Consider the following 15,388-nt stretch of genomic DNA (forward strand, 5'->3'; position numbering starts at 1 on the left):
GAAGAGAGAGGAACGCCGCGCATGAATGAACTGCAGCTGAGCTTGATTGCCGCAGGGGTAGTGGTACTGCTTGGAGTGGTGGCCTATAACGCCTGGCAAGGCAGCAAGGCACGCGCGCGCATACCGCGTCGCATGCCGGTCGACGGCGCGGGTATCGACGCGACCGCCGGCACGCCCGACGCCGACGACGACCGCCCGTTCATCGAACCGACGCTGTCGCCGCCGCGCGTGCCCGCACAGTCGGGCGAGCGTCGCGAGCCGACGCTTGGACCGGCCGCCGCTGGCACGTCGGTGCAAGATGCTTTTGCTATCAACGAAGATGCCTGGGACGCCCCGCCGGCAGCGCGTAAGCGTGCCGCGCAGGAAGCGGCGGCGCGGGCTGCGGAAGGCGGCGAGTCGGACATGGTTGCCGACACAGTGCCCGTCGGGCCGCATGACGCCGATGAAGCACAACGCCGCGATGCGCAGGACGCGGCGGCTGCCAGCGCAGTCGCCCGCGTCGACGCCGAACTGGCCGCCGACGACACGGTAGACGCTGCCACGGCAGGTGCTGCCGCTAATGCCGCAGCGGCACCCGATGCCGAAGCGGTTGCGCTGCAAGCCGATGCTGTCTCGACATCCGCCGATGTGGTGGTGCCCGCTGCGGCAGCACCCGCAGCGCCGGTTGCAGACGCGCGTCCGGCGGTGCCGAGCGGTCCGCCGCCGATCATAGACGAACGCATCGACTGCGTCGTCGAGTTGCCGCTGGCGAACATGGTGGCGGCTGAACGACTGATGCCGCTGACGGTGCGCATGCGTCGCGCGGGCAGCAAGCCTGTGAACGTGGAGGGCCGCGTCGACGAAGCGTCCGCATGGGAGCCGATTCGCACGGGCGGCCGATATCACCAGCTGCGCATGGCCGTGCAACTGGCCAATCGCGCGGGCGCCCTCAACGAAGTCGAGTTCTCCGAGTTCTCGAATCTCGTGCAGACGCTGGCGGATGCCGTCGATGCCTTGCCTGAATTGCCCGACATGATGGAAACGGTCGCTCGCGCCCGTGAACTCGACAGCTTTGCCGCACAATGCGACGCCCAACTGTCGGTCAACGTACTGTCGGACGGCGCACCGTGGTCGGCCAATTACGTGCAGGCCGTAGCCACTCAGGACGGTTTGCTGCTCTCGCGCGACGGTATGCGTTTCGTCAAACTCGATTCGCGTCAGAATCCGGTGTTCATGCTGCAATTCGGCGACACCAACTTCCTGCGCGACGACCTGACTTACAAGGGCGGCGACCTGATCACCATGCTGCTCGACGTGCCGGTGGCCGACGAAGACCTCCTGCCGTTCCGTCTGATGTGCGATTACGCTCGTTCGATCGGACAACGTATCGGTGGCCGCGTGGTGGATGATCAACGCCGTCCGCTCTCGGATGCTGCGCTGCAAAACGTCGACAAACAGTTGCTCAAGCTGTACGAACGCCTCGAAGCGCGTGGTCTGCCAGCGGGTTCGCCCGTCACGCGCCGTCTGTTCAGTCAGTAAGTTCAGGGCGATTTGCTGCGTTCGGGCAAGGCCGGATTTACGCGGCCTGCCGCCGCATTCGATGCACGCCGTTCACCGTCGGGTGAGCGGCGTTTTTGTTCCGATGGATTGCACCTATCGACGACGCGCAACCGCGCACGTCGAAGGCATAATGTTCTGACTTCTCGTATCCCGAGTCTTGCACGCATGTCCCAAACTTCCGTTCCGGGTCAGGGCGCGAACGCCCCTACGCCAGCCGACGCTACGGCCGCCGCACAACGTGCCGCCGAGTTGCGCGCTGAGCTAGCCCGCCACAACCGCGCCTATTACGAAGACGACGCGCCGCTCATTCCCGACGCCGAGTATGACCGCCTCTTCGGCGAACTCGTCGCGCTGGAAAACGCGCATCCCGAGTTGCAACGGGCCGATTCGCCCACCCAGCGTGTCGGGGGCAAGCCCGTCGACGGATTCGCACCGGTGGTGCACCGTGTGCCGATGCTCTCGTTGAATAACGGGTTCGCCGATGAGGACGTCGAGGCGTTCGACCGACGGGTGAGTGACGGCTTGCGTCCCGATGCAGCGGGTGCTGCAGGGGCGGGTAATGCGTCATCCGGCGACCTGTTCGGCGCGCCGGTTGAATATGCCGCCGAGCTGAAGTTCGACGGTCTGGCTATTGCGTTGCGCTACGAACAGGGTGTGCTCGTGCAGGCTGCGACGCGCGGCGACGGCACAACGGGCGAGGATGTCACTGCCAACATCCGCACTATCAAGAAAATCCCCCTCAAGCTTAAGACCGACGACCCGCCCGAGGTGCTTGAAGTGCGGGGCGAAGTACTGATGTTCCGTGCAGACTTCGACAAGCTCAATGTGGCGCAGGAAGCGGCTGGCGAGAAGGTTTTCGTCAACCCGCGCAATGCGGCCGCGGGCAGTCTGCGCCAGCTCGATTCGAAGATTACGGCCAAGCGCCCGTTGTCGTTCTTCGCCTATGGCGTGGGGGAGCTGGTTGGCGTGCCGATGCCCGAGACGCACTCAGCCTTGCTCGACTGGTATGTGACGCTGGGTATTCCGGTCAACGACAAGCGGGAAGTCGTGCAGGGCGCGCAAGGACTGCTGAAGTTCTACCGCGAAGTCGGTGAGGCACGCGCCTCGTTGCCTTACGACATCGACGGCGTGGTCTACAAGGTCAACCGCCGCGACGAGCAGGATCGTCTCGGCTTCGTCTCGCGCGCCCCGCGCTTTGCATTGGCGCACAAATTCCCGGCGCAGGAAGCGCTGACGACCTTGCTTGACATCGAAGTGCAGGTGGGACGTACGGGGGCGATCACGCCGGTAGCGCGACTCGCGCCGGTGTTCGTTGGCGGCGCGACGGTGACGAATGCCACGCTGCACAACGAGGACGAAATTCGTCGCAAGGACGTGATGATCGGCGATACGGTGATTGTGCGTCGCGCGGGCGATGTGATTCCCGAAGTCGTCGGATCGGTGCTGGACCGTCGTCCGGACGACGCCCGCGCTTTCGTTATGCCGACTGAGTGTCCGGTGTGCGGTTCCGCCATCGAGAAGCTTCCGGACGAAGCGATCGCACGATGCACCGGCGGGCTGATTTGCGCCGCGCAGCGCAAGCAGGCGCTCCTGCACTTCGCGCAGCGTCGCGCACTCGATATCGAGGGGCTCGGCGACAAGCTGGTGGAGCAACTGGTCGATCAGCAGATCATTCGGACCCCGGCCGACCTTTTCAAGCTGGGCGTGGCCAAGCTCGCTGCGCTCGACCGGATGGCCGACAAATCGGCCTCCAATCTCGTCGCGGCGCTGGAGACGGCGCGTCATACCACGCTGGCGCGCTTTATCTTTGCGCTGGGCATTCGCCACGTCGGTGAAGCGACGGCGAAGGATCTCGCACGACACTTCGGCAAGCTCGACAACCTGATCGCCGTCTGCAAACGCGATTCCGATCTGACGGAACTGCTGGCCGTTCCGGACGTCGGACCGATTGTGGCCGAGTCGATCAACAATTTCTTCTGCGAAGATCATAATGTCGAAGTGATCGAGCAACTGCGAGCGGCGGGCGTCACCTGGCCGGAGTCGGAACCGGCAGCTGTCGCGCCGTTGCCGCTGGCGGGCAAGACGTTTGTGTTGACCGGAACATTGCCGACGCTCTCGCGTGACGAAGCGAAGGCAATGCTCGAAGCGCAAGGAGCAAAGGTTGCTGGCTCGGTGTCTGCGAAAACGGACTACGTGGTTGCGGGCGCAGAGGCGGGCAGCAAGTTGGCAAAGGCCGAGGCACTGGGCGTGCCCGTGCTCGACGAGGACGCTATGCGCGCGATGTTGGCCGCGCTTTGATGTGAGGACCGAACCGATGATTCGCGACATTCTGAAGATGGGCGATCCGCGCTTGCTGCGTATCGCCAAACCTGTCGAACAGTTCGGCACGCCCGAGTTGGACGAGCTTATTGCCGACATGTTCGAGACCATGAAGCATGCGAACGGCGCTGGGCTTGCCGCACCCCAGATCGGCGTCGATCTGCAAGTGGTGATCTTCGGCTTCGAGCACAACGAGCGCTATCCGGACGCCCCGGAAGTGCCTGAAACCGTGCTGATCAACCCGGTCATTACGCCGTTGACTCAGGACATGGAAGAGGGCTGGGAAGGCTGCCTGTCGGTGCCAGGGCTGCGCGGTATGGTCAACCGCTATTCGATGCTGCGCTACGAAGGATTCGATCAGCACGGTCACGCCATTGACCGCGTGGCAGAGGGCTTTCATGCACGTGTCGTGCAGCACGAGTGCGACCATCTGATCGGCAAGCTCTATCCAATGCGGATTACGGACTTCAGCAAGTTCGGTTTTACCGAAATCCTCTTCCCGGGGCTCGATCCGAATAGTGATGATTGAGTGCGATGCCGGGGTAGAGGTGTCGTTGATCTACGATTGAAGTTTCACCCCGGCGCTTGCCGGTGATGACACAAAAAAAGCCCGCCGAGATGGCGGGCTTTTTCATGGCCGCGATGGGTGAGTCGTCGCCGAATCAGAACCCTTCGCCAGCGCGCAGGTAACGCCACTCACCCACAGGCAGGTTGCCCAGGGTGATTTGTCCCATGCGCACTCGCTTGAGGCCCGTCACGTGCAAACCGACCAGTTCGCACATGCGGCGAATCTGACGCTTCTTGCCTTCCTTGAGCACGAAGCGAAGTTGCTCCGGGTTCTGCCATTCGACCTGTGCGGGCTTGAGCGGTTGGTCGTCAAGCTCAAGCCCATGACGCAGCAGCGCCAGGCGATCGGCCGGGAAGTGCGCCTGCACGTTCTGCGAGTGCTCGTTGTACGACACGCGTACGAGATACTCCTTCTCGATGTCCGAATCCTCGCCGATCAACTGCTTGGCAATGCGGCCGTCCTGTGTGAGGACGAGCAGACCCGTGGAGTCGATGTCGAGGCGTCCGGCAGGTGCCAGGCTGCGCAAATGCGACGGCGAGAAGCGCACGCCGGCGTCGTCTTCGGCCCAGTGATGCTCGCTGGTCACCAACACGACAGCGGGATCGTAGCCGTCTTCTGCCTGACCCGAGACGTAACCCACCGGCTTGTGCAGCAGGATCGTGACACGATTGGCCTGTTCCTTCTGCGCGGCCTGCACGACGGTGATTTCCTGTGTGGGCAGAATCTTCGTGCCCAGTTCCTTCACCACCTTACCGTCGACACGGACCCAGCCCTTGGCGATCCACTCGTCCGCTTCGCGGCGCGAGCACAATCCGAGCTCGGACATCCGCTTGGACAAACGCAGCGAGCCCACGGCGTCGTGGTGGATCTTGATATCGTCGTCATCGTTGTCACGCTCAACTCGCGGCGCACGCGAGGGACGCGCGGCGCGGTTCGCCTGATTGTCACGGTCATCACGCGCGAAGCGGCCACGCGCAGCCCCTTTGTTAGTGCGGTGCGGACGATCGTCTTCGAAGCGACGCGGTGCGCGATCATCGAAGTCTCGCTTGGCAGGACGGGCAGAGTCGCCGCGTGCGCCACCTTCGGTATTGCGACGCGGACGGTCTTCGTCAAAGCGACGCGGCGCGCGGTTATCGAAGTCACGCTTCACCGGACGTGCGAAGTCGCCACGTGCGTCACCTTCGGTATTGCGACGCGGACGGTCTTCATCGAAGCGACGCGGTGCACGATCATCGAAGTCTCGCTTGGCAGGACGTGCGAAGTCGCCACGTGCGCCACCTTCGGTATTGCGGCGCGGACGGTCTTCATCGAAGCGACGCGGCGCGCGATCATCGAAGTCTCGCTTGGCAGGACGTGCGAAGTCGCTGCGTGCACCACCTTCGGTGCTGCGGCGCGGACGGTCTTCATCGAAGCGACGCGGCGCGCGATCATCGAAGTCTCGCTTGGCAGGACGTGCGAAGTCGCCGCGTGCACCACCCTCGGTATTGCGACGCGGACGGTCTTCGTCAAAGCGGCGCGGCGCGCGGTTATCGAAGTCACGCTTCACCGGACGAGCGAAGTCGCCACGTGCGCCACCTTCGGTATTGCGACGCGGACGGTCTTCATCGAAGCGACGCGGTGCAGGATTATCGAAGTCACGACGTGCGCGGGACTCATCGTCGAAGCGGGCGGGGCGTGCACCGGCGACGCGCTCGCGTTGACCGCGTGCCGGCGGACGTTCACCCGTCGGGCGCTTTTCGTATGGCGCGCCGCCACCTGCGGGCTTGCGCGGTGCCGTGCCGCTACCGGCCGGGCGACGAGCGCCTCCGGGTGTCGCGTTATCGTCCACCGGACGCGGACGAGCCGGCTTCCCAGCAGGCTTCTTTGCGCCACTGGCGTCGAGCATCGACGCGGGCACTGATTTGGTCGGACGACGCAATGCGCCAGCCGAGCGCACAGGGGAGCGCGTCTTGTCGAGGGTGCGGGGGTGTTTGGCGCTCAGTTTGGCGCGCGGGGTATCGCTCATGGTTCCAATGCTTCGAGTAATTCGGTCTCCACGGCAATTTGCAGGCGATTATCCTGCAAACGGCTGCCGTCGAGCAGGAACGTGTCTTCAACACGTTCGCCGAGGGTATTGATGCGGGCGGTTCGCACGCTGACGCCGTGACGCGCAAGCACGCGAGCGACCGCATAAAGCAAACCGGTGCGGTCGTTGGCCGACACCGATAGCAGGTAGTACTGGCCACGTTCATCGGGCCGAAGATCGACACGAGGCGTGACCGGGAAGCTGCGCGAGCGGCGCGGCAGACGCCCCTTGCTCGGTTCTGCCAGAGGCTCTTCCCGTGTGAGCAACGACACCAGCTCGCTTTCCACCAAATTGATGATGTCGCGATAACTCGTGTCGAGGCCCGGGTCGGTCAGCAGGAAGCTGTCGAGCGCGAAGCCCTGGCTGGTGGTGTGCACTTTGGCGTCAAGAATCGACAGTCCCTTGCGCTCGAAGTAGCCACAAATACGCGCGAACAGATCGACCTGATCGCGCACATAAACCAACACCTGCAACCCTTCGCCAATGGGCGACGGACGCGCCTTGACGATGGGCGATGCACTGTCGACATGTCGCCACAGATGGCGCGTTTGCCACGCCACATCCGCCGGGTCGTTGCGTAGAAAGTACGCGACGTCCAGCGTGCTCCAGAGCGCTTCTTGCGCCCGCTCCGGCACCGTGTACAGGCGTAACAGTCCAAGCGCTTCTTCCTTGCGCGCTTTCAATTGCGCATGCGGGTCCGGGTTGGCGCCGCCCAGCACCTGCAATGTCAGACGATAAAGGTCTTCGAGCAGCTTGCCTTTCCAGGCGTTCCAGACTTTTGGGCTGGTACCGCGAATGTCTGCCACGGTGAGCAGGTAAAGCGCGGTCAGGCGACGTTCGTTTTCCACTTTTTCCGCAAAACGTCGGATGACTTCGGGATCGGTGGTGTCCTGCTTCTGCGCCACGGTGCTCATCGTCAGATGTTCGCCGACCAGCCAGACAATCAGATCGGTGTCTTCCTTGGAGATGCCGTGACGCGTGCAGAAGGTGCGGGCGTCGACCATGCCGAGCGTCGAGTGGTCACCACCGCGGCCCTTCGCAATATCGTGGAAGAGGGCAGCAATCGTCAGCACCCAAGGACGGTCGAAGTTCGCGATCAACTGACTGCAGAACGGATACTCGTGCGTATGCTCCGCGACCGCGAAGCGGCGAATATTGCGCACGACCATCAGAATGTGCTGATCAACGGTGTACACGTGATACAGGTCGTGCTGCATCTGCCCGACCACGCGACGGAAGTTGATCAGATACCGGCCCAGCACGCTCGTCTGGTTCATCAGGCGCAATGCATGGGTGATGCCCTGCGGCTGCTGCAAAATCTCGAGGAACGTGCGGCGGTTTTCCGGGTCCGCCCGCCACTGCCCGTTCATGAGTTCGCGAGCGTTGTAGAGCGCCCGCAGGGTTCGGGCAGACAACCCTTTCACCCCGACGACTTGCTCGTAAAGCAGGAACGTTTCGAGAATCGCATTCGGATGACGTGTGTACAGTTCGTCGTCAACGATCTCGATCATCCCTTGCTTCTCGACGAAACGCTCGTTGATCACGCGAGTGACGCCGCTTGTCTGCGGGAACAGCCGGGCTTCAACGTTCAGCAACAGCACCGTATTGAGCTGCGAGACCGCCTTTGCAGCCCAGTAATAGCGCCGCATGAGTTGCTCGCTGGCGCGCTTCGTCGTCGTGGCGTCGAAGCCGAGGCTTTGCGCAAGCGCCGTCTGAAGGTCAAAAACCAGCACGTCCTGACGACGACGTGCCAGCAGATGGAGTCGCGCGCGCAAACCCTTCAGGAATTGCTCGTTGCGACGCAGCTCCTTGAGTTCGCGATCCGTCAGTAGATCGCGCGTGGACAGCTCCGCCCAGCTATTGCCGAGCCCCGCTGCCTTCGTCATCCACAGAATCACTTGCAGGTCGCGCAAACCGCCCGGGCTTTCCTTGCAGTTCGGCTCAAGGCTGTACGGGGTGTCCTGATACTTCGCGTGGCGCTGGCGGATCTCGAGTTGCTTGCTCCGAAAGAACGCAAGCGGGTCGAGGTCGTCAGCGAAACGTTCCTGAAATTCGTCGAACAGCGCTTGATTGCCGGTGAGCAGACGCGCCTCCAGCAGGCTCGTTTGCACCGTGATGTCGGCCTGTGCTTCGGAAATGCACTCGTCGACAGTGCGTACCGATGAACCGATCTCAACGCCGATATCCCAGAGAAAACCGATGAACGGCTCGACGTGCGACGTCAGCGCCTCTTCGTCAGTGCCGCGATGCAGCAACAGAATGTCCACGTCCGAATACGGATACAGTTCGCCGCGTCCGTAACCGCCGACCGCCACGAGCGCGAAGTTGTCCGGCATTCGGTACTCGGCCCATGCGTCGCGCATGGCCTGATCGACGGCGTGGCACAAACCGTTCAGCAGCCCGTCGATCTTGCCGTTAGCGACAAATCGTTCGACGAGTTCAGCCTTGCGGTCCTTGAGGGCCTGACGTAGCGGAGAAGGGGCGTGTGCACGTGCGTGCATGGCGGCTTCCAGGGAGTGGACAAACGAATCAGGCCGGGCAACGCGCTGCGGAATGCTGCGAGACCGGGCCAGGCGGCCGCCAGAGATGCCGGCGGCCGGACGTTACTGCTTCGTTGGAATCTGATGGTTCTTACGTTGTTAAGCTGCTGCTGCGAACGAGGTGACGTACGACGAGCCCGGCGGCGGTGCGGGCGTCTGGGCCGAATGCGTCAGCACCTCGTGGCCCGTCTCCGTCACCAGCACGGTGTGTTCCCACTGGGCCGACAGGCTGCGGTCTCGCGTCTTGACGGTCCACTGATCCGGCATTGTCCGAATTTCGCGCTTGCCAGCGTTGATCATCGGTTCGATGGTGAAGATCATGCCGGCCTGCAATTCCAGGCCGGTACCTTGACGTCCATAGTGCAGGATTTGCGGATCTTCATGGAATACCTGACCGATCCCGTGCCCACAATATTCGCGCACGACGCTGTAGCCCTGCGCCTCGGCGTGTGTCTGAATCGCCTGACCGATGTCGCCAAGACGCGCACCCGGACGCACCTGGTTGATGCCGAGCCACATGCACTCATAGGTGACTTGCGCCAGACGTTTGGCCAGGATCGTGCCGTCGCCGACGATGAACATACGGCTCGTGTCGCCGAAGTAGCCGTCCTTGATGACGGTGATGTCGATATTCAGCGCGTCACCGTTCTTGAGCACCTTGTCGCCGGGAATGCCGTGGCAGATCACGTCATTGACCGAGATGCAGGTGGCCTTGGGGTAGGGCGGATAGCCGGGCGGCTGGTAGTTTAGCGGTGCCGGGACGGTGCCCTGCTCCTTGATCATGAATTCGTGGCAGAGGCGGTCGAGCTCCCCGGTGGTGACGCCTGCGCGCACGTGCGGCGTAATGAAATCGAGCACTTCGCTGGCCAGGCGGCAAGCGACGCGCATCATTTCAATGTCGTGGGCATTTTTGAGAGTGATGGCCATCGCGGAATTGGGCAAATTGCGGAAACAGTGACGCATTATCGCACCAATGGAGGGTTTTGGCCGGGTTTCGCCCTTGTCAGGCGTGGATTTCGGAGCATTCCGACGGAGAATTTCCGCAGTTCCGATCGCTTCGTCGGAAGCGAAGCCGAACCGGCCGGTATGCCGCGCAAACCGGGCATCTGCGGTCTGTCATCGCAAGTTCACGAGCCCCTTGAGTGATGGCCCGGTGCGATGCTATAATCTCGGGCTAAGTCGAGGACGAGTTGTCAATATGGTCAAGGGTTTCCCCTTGGTTTTTTGTGCGATTCGCCGGAGTTTTGGGGTGTTTAGCCCCAAGTTGGTGCCGAAAGGCGCTGAGTTCGGTGATTCGTCGGGCAACGATCTTGTCTTCTCGGCTTGGAAATTTTGAAATCGCGGGCCGGCGCACCTAGGGTGCCCGATCTTCGCAGGCGGGTCATGCAAAGCTGTATGGCAGTCTGGCGAAACGGGTACGGCAGCCGGTCTAAGACCTAACCCTCACGGAGAATCACATGTCTGTCACGATGCGTCAGATGCTGGAAGCGGGCGTCCACTTTGGTCACCAAACCCGTTTCTGGAACCCCAAGATGGCCCCCTATATCTTCGGCCATCGCAACAAGATTCACATCATCAACCTCGAAAAGACGTTGCCGATGTACCAGGACGCGCTGAAGTACGTGCGTCAACTGGCAGCAAACCGCGGCACGATCCTGTTCGTGGGCACGAAGCGTCAAGCGCGTGACATCGTGGCGGAAGCCGCAGCACGTGCCGGCATGCCTTACGTCAACAACCGTTGGCTGGGCGGCATGCTGACGAACTTCAAGACGCTGAAGTCGTCGATCAAGAAGCTCAAGGACATGGAGCAGGCTCTGGAAGCCGGCGAACAAGAGCGCATGAGCAAGAAGGAAGCGCTGCTGTTCGATCGCGAAATGGCCAAGCTGCAAAAGTCGATCGGTGGCGTGAAGGAAATGGGCGGCATGCCCGACGCCATCTTCGTCGTCGACGTCGGCTACCACAAGATCGCCATCACCGAAGCCAACAAGCTGGGCATTCCGGTGATCGCCGTGGTCGATACGAACCACTCGCCGGAAGGTGTGGATTACGTGATCCCGGGTAACGACGACTCGAGCAAGGCTGTCGAGCTGTACGTGCAAGGCGTTGCCGACGCAATCCTCGAAGGCCGCGCAAACGCCGTCAAGGAAGTCGTTGAAGCCGTTCGCGGTGAAGGCGACGAGTTCGTCGAAGTGAACGAAGAGGCGTAAGCGGCCACCGCTGCGTAACAAAAGGGGCTGCTTGTGGCGCCCCTTTTTTTTAGTCCGATTTCCCCGCGTCGGGTGAGTGGGGCGCCAAGGGTGGGCAGTGAGGCCGCTCTTGTGAAACCCTCTCCCGACTGATTCGATATACAGGAGTAACGATATGCCGGCAATTACTGCAGCAATGGTGGGCGAACTGCGCGCCAAGACCGATGCGCCGATGATGGAATGCAAGAAGGCGTTGACCGAAGCCGACGGCGACATGGTCCGTGCTGAAGAAATCCTGCGTGTCAAGCTGGGTAGCAAGGCCAGCAAGGCCGCAAGCCGTATCACGGCTGAAGGCGTGATCTCGGCATACATCGACGGCGGCACGGGTGCCGTGGTTGAAATCAACTGTGAAACCGACTTCGTCTCGAAGAACGACGACTTCCTGAAGTTCGCAGAAGATGTGGCCAAGCTGGTCGCCGAGAACAACCCGGCCGACGTCGCTGCTCTGTCGGCGCTGCCGCTCGACGGCAAGACCGTTGACCAGATCCGTGCCGACCTGATCGGCAAGATCGGCGAAAACATGACGATTCGTCGCTTCCAGCGTTACGAAACGTCGGGCAAGCTGGCATCGTACCTGCACGGCACGCGTATCGGCGTGATCGTCGAGTACGAAGGTGCTGACGCTGAAGTGGGCAAGAACGTCGCGATGCACATCGCCGCCATGAAGCCGGTCGCCGTGTCGGGCGATCAGGTCGCGGCAGATCTGATCGAGAAGGAACGCAAGGTCGCCGCCGAGAAGGCCGCCGAGTCGGGTAAGCCGGCCGAGATCGTCGCCAAGATGGTGGAAGGCAGCGTGCAGAAGTTCCTGAAGGAAGTCTCGCTGTTCAACCAGACGTACGTGAAGGACGATAAGGCAACCGTCGAGCAGATGCTCAAGGCCAACAACACCACGGTCAAGGGTTTCACCATGTTCGTGGTCGGCGAAGGCATCGAGAAGAAGCAAGACGACTTCGCTGCTGAAGTGGCTGCTCAAGTGGCCGCTGCCAAGCAGTCGTAATTCGCGCAGTACCGTAGTATCCGGGGGCGGCGGTGTCGTCCCCGTTGTTTCATCCAGAATACCCCAACAGTGCCCGACCAGACTTCTTAAGGACCGCCATGTCTACTCCTTACAAACGCGTACTTCTCAAGCTCTCTGGTGAAGCCCTCATGGGTGACGACTCGTTTGGCATCAACCGTGCAACCATCGAGCGAATGGTTGGCGACATTGCCGAAGTCGTTCGCCTGGGCACGCAATTGGCCGTCGTGATCGGCGGTGGCAATATCTTCCGGGGTGTGGCAGGCGGTGCTGCAGGTATGGACCGCGCGACGGCCGACTACATGGGCATGCTCGCCACGATGATGAACGCCCTGGCGCTGCAGGACGCGATGCGTCACGCCGGCATCGAAGCGCGTGTGCAATCCGCGCTGCGTATGGACCAGGTCGTTGAACCGTACATCCGCCCCCGCGCAATTCGTCAGCTCGAAGAGGGTAAAGTCGTGATCTTCGCCGCTGGTACGGGTAACCCGTTCTTCACGACCGACACGGCAGCCGCGCTGCGTGGCTCGGAAGTCGGTGCGGAAGTCGTGCTCAAGGCGACCAAGGTCGACGGCGTGTATTCGGCCGACCCGAAGAAGGATCCGGATGCAGTGAAGTACTCGACCATCAGCTTCGACGAGGCGATCTCGAAGAACCTGCAGGTCATGGACGCGACGGCTTTCGCGCTGTGCCGCGATCAGAAGATGCCGGTGCGCGTTTTCTCGATCGTGAAGCCGGGCGCGCTCAAGCACGTCATTCTCGGCGAAGACGAGGGAACGCTCGTCCACGTTTGAGTTCAAATTGCGGCGTCGACGCGCAATGGCGTGTCGACGCCGTATCATTTATGTTTGCGTAACAATTTAGGTTTGGAGGTTGCCATGAGCGTTGCTGACGTCAAGAAGAATGTCGAGCAGAAGATGAAGAGCTCGATCGAATCGTTCAAGAACAACCTGGCGAAGATTCGTACCGGCCGCGCGCACGTTGGCCTGCTCGATCACGTTCAGGTCGATTATTACGGTTCGATGGTGCCCATCTCTCAAGTGGCCAACGTGAGCCTCGTCGATGCCCGTACGATCGGCGTGCAAGCGTGGGAAAAGAACATGGTCCCCAAGATCGAAAAGGCAATCCGCGAGTCGGATCTGGGGCTGAACCCGGCCACGCAGGGCGATATCATTCGTGTGCCGATGCCCCAACTGACCGAAGAGCGTCGTCGTGAAATGACGAAGCTGGTCAAGTCGGAAGGCGAAAACGCTAAGGTTGCCGTGCGCAACCTGCGCCGCGACGCTAATGAGCAGCTCAAGAAGATGGTGAAGGACAAGGAAATTTCTGAAGACGACGAGCGCCGTGGTGGTGACGACGTTCAGAAATTCACCGACAAGTTCGTCGCCGAAATCGATGAGCTGGTGAAGCAGAAGGATGCTGAGATCATGACGGTTTAAGTGCCCAGCGCACTTACCGCTATATCTCCGCAGACTTTCGCGCCCGACTCCGCGCCGTAACTCAATGGGTTTTCTCAGCTCTACGCTTTCTGCTCCCGAGACAGCGAGCATTCCGCGCCACGTTGCCATCGTCATGGACGGCAACGGGCGTTGGGCTACCAGTCGTAAATTGCCCCGCGTTGCGGGGCACAAGCGTGGTGTTGACGCCGTGCGTGAAGCGGTGACGGCATGTGCCGAGCTTGGTGTCGAGTACCTGACCCTGTTCGCGTTCAGTTCCGAGAACTGGCGTCGTCCACAGGATGAAGTCTCGACACTCATGCAGCTTTTTATCCTTGCGCTCGAGCGAGAGGTGGGGAAACTGCACAGCAACGGCATCCGTCTTCGCGTCATTGGTGCGCTCGAAGCGTTCGAGCCGCGCATTCAGGAACTCGTCAGGCGTGCGGAAGAGCGTACGCAGGACAACAAGGGTCTCACCCTGACCATCGCAGCCAATTATGGCGGGCGGTGGGATATTCTCCAGGCTGCTCGGAAGCTCGCCGCTGCGCGTGTCGCGCAGGGTGGGGCTGCAGCGCTCGATGCATCGTTTTCGGAAGACGATCTCGCGCCCTACCTGAGCATGGCCTATGCGCCGGAGCCGGATCTCTTTATCCGCACCGGTGGCGATCAGCGCGTCAGTAATTTTCTGCTTTGGCAACTGGCGTACACTGAACTCTATTTCACCGAAGAATTCTGGCCGGACTTCAACGCCAATACGCTTAAGCGGGCGGTCGCCGAGTTTCAGCAGCGCGAACGCCGTTTCGGCCGTACCAGCGCGCAAGTCCAGAACCCCTCGGGACAATCCGCCTGATGCTCAAGACACGCGTTATTACCGCTGTCGTACTTCTCGCCATCCTTTTGCCCGTAATCTTCGCCGGTACGCCGGCGCAGTTTGCGCTGCTCGCGGCCGTGATAGTTGCGGCCGCCGGGTGGGAGTGGGGGCGCCTGGTCGGCCTGAACGGCACGGGCGCCGTTTTTTATGGCGCGCTGGCACTGCTGGGCGTCGGGTTGACCTGGGCAGGTGGCTGGACGCTGTCGTCGATCTGGCTCAAACCGGCCGCCGTCTTCTGGATTCTCGCCGGACCCTATACCCTCGCACGTAAGCCCGCGACGCAAGGCGCGTGGCGTGGTCTGTTGCTGGTGGCTGGGCCGGTATTGCTGATTGCTGCCTGGCAGGCGCTTTGTCTCGCGCGTGAGCGCGGTATCGCGTTCTTGCTGTCGGTGCTCGTTATCGTCTGGCTCGCCGACACCGGCGCTTATTTCGCTGGCCGGACTTTCGGCAAACGCAAGCTCGCGCCGTCCATCAGCCCCGGAAAGTCGTGGGAAGGTGCCATTGGCGGGTGGTTGCTGGTCCTCGTGATTGCCGCGGCAGTGCTCGCCAGCGGATTGCAGGCGCCGACCATCGTTTCTCATCTCGCCAGCACGTTGGGCCTCGCACTTGGCGCACTCGCGCTGACCGTGCTGGTGGCTTTCTCGGTCGTGGGCGATCTGTTCGAATCTCAACTCAAGCGGCAAGCCGGCGTGAAGGATTCCAGCGCGCTGCTGCCCGGTCATGGCGGTGTGCTCGATCGAATCGATGCACTGCTCCCGGTGCTCCCGCTGGCTATGCTCTTCGTCTGAT

At 61.7% G+C, this 15,388-nt stretch carries 12 protein-coding genes; 9 read left to right on the forward strand and 3 right to left on the reverse strand.

Translation table 11 applies throughout. The annotated features are described in order from the left end of the window. Window positions 1-21 precede the first annotated feature (21 nt). From PAN31117_RS19380 to def, 3 genes are all read left to right on the forward strand, one after another. Complete coding sequence (locus tag PAN31117_RS19380) at window positions 22-1,518, forward strand: cell division protein ZipA C-terminal FtsZ-binding domain-containing protein (protein ID WP_150739635.1); 1,497 nt, start codon at window positions 22-24, stop codon at window positions 1,516-1,518. A gap of 186 nt (window positions 1,519-1,704) precedes the next feature. Then, on the forward strand, window positions 1,705-3,837 hold the full coding sequence (gene ligA, locus PAN31117_RS19385; RefSeq protein WP_150739636.1) for an NAD-dependent DNA ligase LigA: 2,133 nt from the start codon (window positions 1,705-1,707) through the stop codon (window positions 3,835-3,837). A 16-nt stretch (window positions 3,838-3,853) separates the two neighbouring features. Next, a complete protein-coding gene (def, locus tag PAN31117_RS19390) occupies window positions 3,854-4,387 on the forward strand; it encodes a peptide deformylase (protein ID WP_039398748.1) in 534 nt (177 codons plus the stop codon). A gap of 133 nt (window positions 4,388-4,520) precedes the next feature. On the opposite strand, the gene PAN31117_RS19395 is transcribed toward def, so the two are convergent. The 3 genes from PAN31117_RS19395 to map form a co-directional block, all read right to left on the reverse strand. Further along, on the reverse strand, window positions 4,521-6,431 hold the full coding sequence (locus PAN31117_RS19395) for a pseudouridine synthase (protein ID WP_150739637.1): 1,911 nt from the start codon (window positions 6,429-6,431) through the stop codon (window positions 4,521-4,523). Beyond that, window positions 6,428-8,992 carry a [protein-PII] uridylyltransferase gene (locus tag PAN31117_RS19400; protein WP_150739638.1) on the reverse strand — a complete coding sequence of 855 codons (2,565 nt, stop codon included), beginning with the start codon at window positions 8,990-8,992 and terminating at the stop codon, window positions 6,428-6,430. Before PAN31117_RS19400 ends, PAN31117_RS19395 begins: the two co-directional genes overlap by 4 nt. A 138-nt stretch (window positions 8,993-9,130) precedes the next feature. Beyond that, window positions 9,131-9,958, reverse strand: a complete 828-nt coding sequence (map, locus tag PAN31117_RS19405) for a type I methionyl aminopeptidase (RefSeq protein WP_039398742.1) — start codon at window positions 9,956-9,958, stop codon at window positions 9,131-9,133. 530 nt (window positions 9,959-10,488) lie between these two features. Here map and rpsB point away from each other — a divergent pair. The 6 genes from rpsB to PAN31117_RS19435 all read left to right on the forward strand — a co-directional run bounded on the left by rpsB (window position 10,489) and on the right by PAN31117_RS19435 (window position 15,387). Continuing rightward, on the forward strand, window positions 10,489-11,238 hold the full coding sequence (gene rpsB / locus PAN31117_RS19410; RefSeq protein ID WP_039398738.1) for a 30S ribosomal protein S2: 750 nt from the start codon (window positions 10,489-10,491) through the stop codon (window positions 11,236-11,238). Between the two features lie 154 nt (window positions 11,239-11,392). Beyond that, entirely contained in the window at window positions 11,393-12,274 is an 882-nt protein-coding gene (tsf, locus tag PAN31117_RS19415; protein WP_150739639.1) for a translation elongation factor Ts, read from the forward strand. A gap of 98 nt (window positions 12,275-12,372) precedes the next feature. Then, entirely contained in the window at window positions 12,373-13,086 is a 714-nt protein-coding gene (pyrH, locus tag PAN31117_RS19420; RefSeq protein WP_069344976.1) for a UMP kinase, read from the forward strand. An 84-nt stretch (window positions 13,087-13,170) separates the two neighbouring features. Continuing rightward, on the forward strand, window positions 13,171-13,731 hold the full coding sequence (gene frr / locus PAN31117_RS19425) for a ribosome recycling factor (protein ID WP_150739640.1): 561 nt from the start codon (window positions 13,171-13,173) through the stop codon (window positions 13,729-13,731). 64 nt (window positions 13,732-13,795) lie between these two features. Continuing rightward, window positions 13,796-14,578: a polyprenyl diphosphate synthase gene (gene uppS, locus PAN31117_RS19430; RefSeq protein WP_150739641.1), complete on the forward strand. Its 783-nt coding sequence runs from the start codon at window positions 13,796-13,798 to the stop codon at window positions 14,576-14,578. Beyond that, on the forward strand, window positions 14,578-15,387 hold the full coding sequence (locus PAN31117_RS19435; RefSeq protein ID WP_150739642.1) for a phosphatidate cytidylyltransferase: 810 nt from the start codon (window positions 14,578-14,580) through the stop codon (window positions 15,385-15,387). Before uppS ends, PAN31117_RS19435 begins: the two co-directional genes overlap by 1 nt. Window position 15,388: the final 1 nt, after the last annotated feature.

It is taken from the genome of Pandoraea anapnoica (genome assembly GCF_902459765.1).
GTDB lineage: Bacteria > Pseudomonadota > Gammaproteobacteria > Burkholderiales > Burkholderiaceae > Pandoraea > Pandoraea anapnoica.

What these genes read in the sequence shown, in the direction of transcription:
- ligA (WP_150739636.1), top strand. Translation starts at nt 1,705, where the DNA reads ATGTCCCAAACTTCCGTTCCGGGTCAGGGCGCGAACGCCCCTACGCCA.
- PAN31117_RS19435 (WP_150739642.1), top strand. Translation starts at nt 14,578, where the DNA reads ATGCTCAAGACACGCGTTATTACCGCTGTCGTACTTCTCGCCATCCTT.
- tsf (WP_150739639.1), top strand. Translation starts at nt 11,393, where the DNA reads ATGCCGGCAATTACTGCAGCAATGGTGGGCGAACTGCGCGCCAAGACC.
- uppS (WP_150739641.1), top strand. Translation starts at nt 13,796, where the DNA reads ATGGGTTTTCTCAGCTCTACGCTTTCTGCTCCCGAGACAGCGAGCATT.
- rpsB (WP_039398738.1), top strand. Translation starts at nt 10,489, where the DNA reads ATGTCTGTCACGATGCGTCAGATGCTGGAAGCGGGCGTCCACTTTGGT.
- frr (WP_150739640.1), top strand. Translation starts at nt 13,171, where the DNA reads ATGAGCGTTGCTGACGTCAAGAAGAATGTCGAGCAGAAGATGAAGAGC.
- PAN31117_RS19395 (WP_150739637.1), bottom strand. Translation starts at nt 6,431, where the DNA reads ATGAGCGATACCCCGCGCGCCAAACTGAGCGCCAAACACCCCCGCACC.
- map (WP_039398742.1), bottom strand. Translation starts at nt 9,958, where the DNA reads ATGGCCATCACTCTCAAAAATGCCCACGACATTGAAATGATGCGCGTC.
- PAN31117_RS19400 (WP_150739638.1), bottom strand. Translation starts at nt 8,992, where the DNA reads ATGCACGCACGTGCACACGCCCCTTCTCCGCTACGTCAGGCCCTCAAG.
- pyrH (WP_069344976.1), top strand. Translation starts at nt 12,373, where the DNA reads ATGTCTACTCCTTACAAACGCGTACTTCTCAAGCTCTCTGGTGAAGCC.
- def (WP_039398748.1), top strand. Translation starts at nt 3,854, where the DNA reads ATGATTCGCGACATTCTGAAGATGGGCGATCCGCGCTTGCTGCGTATC.
- PAN31117_RS19380 (WP_150739635.1), top strand. Translation starts at nt 22, where the DNA reads ATGAATGAACTGCAGCTGAGCTTGATTGCCGCAGGGGTAGTGGTACTG.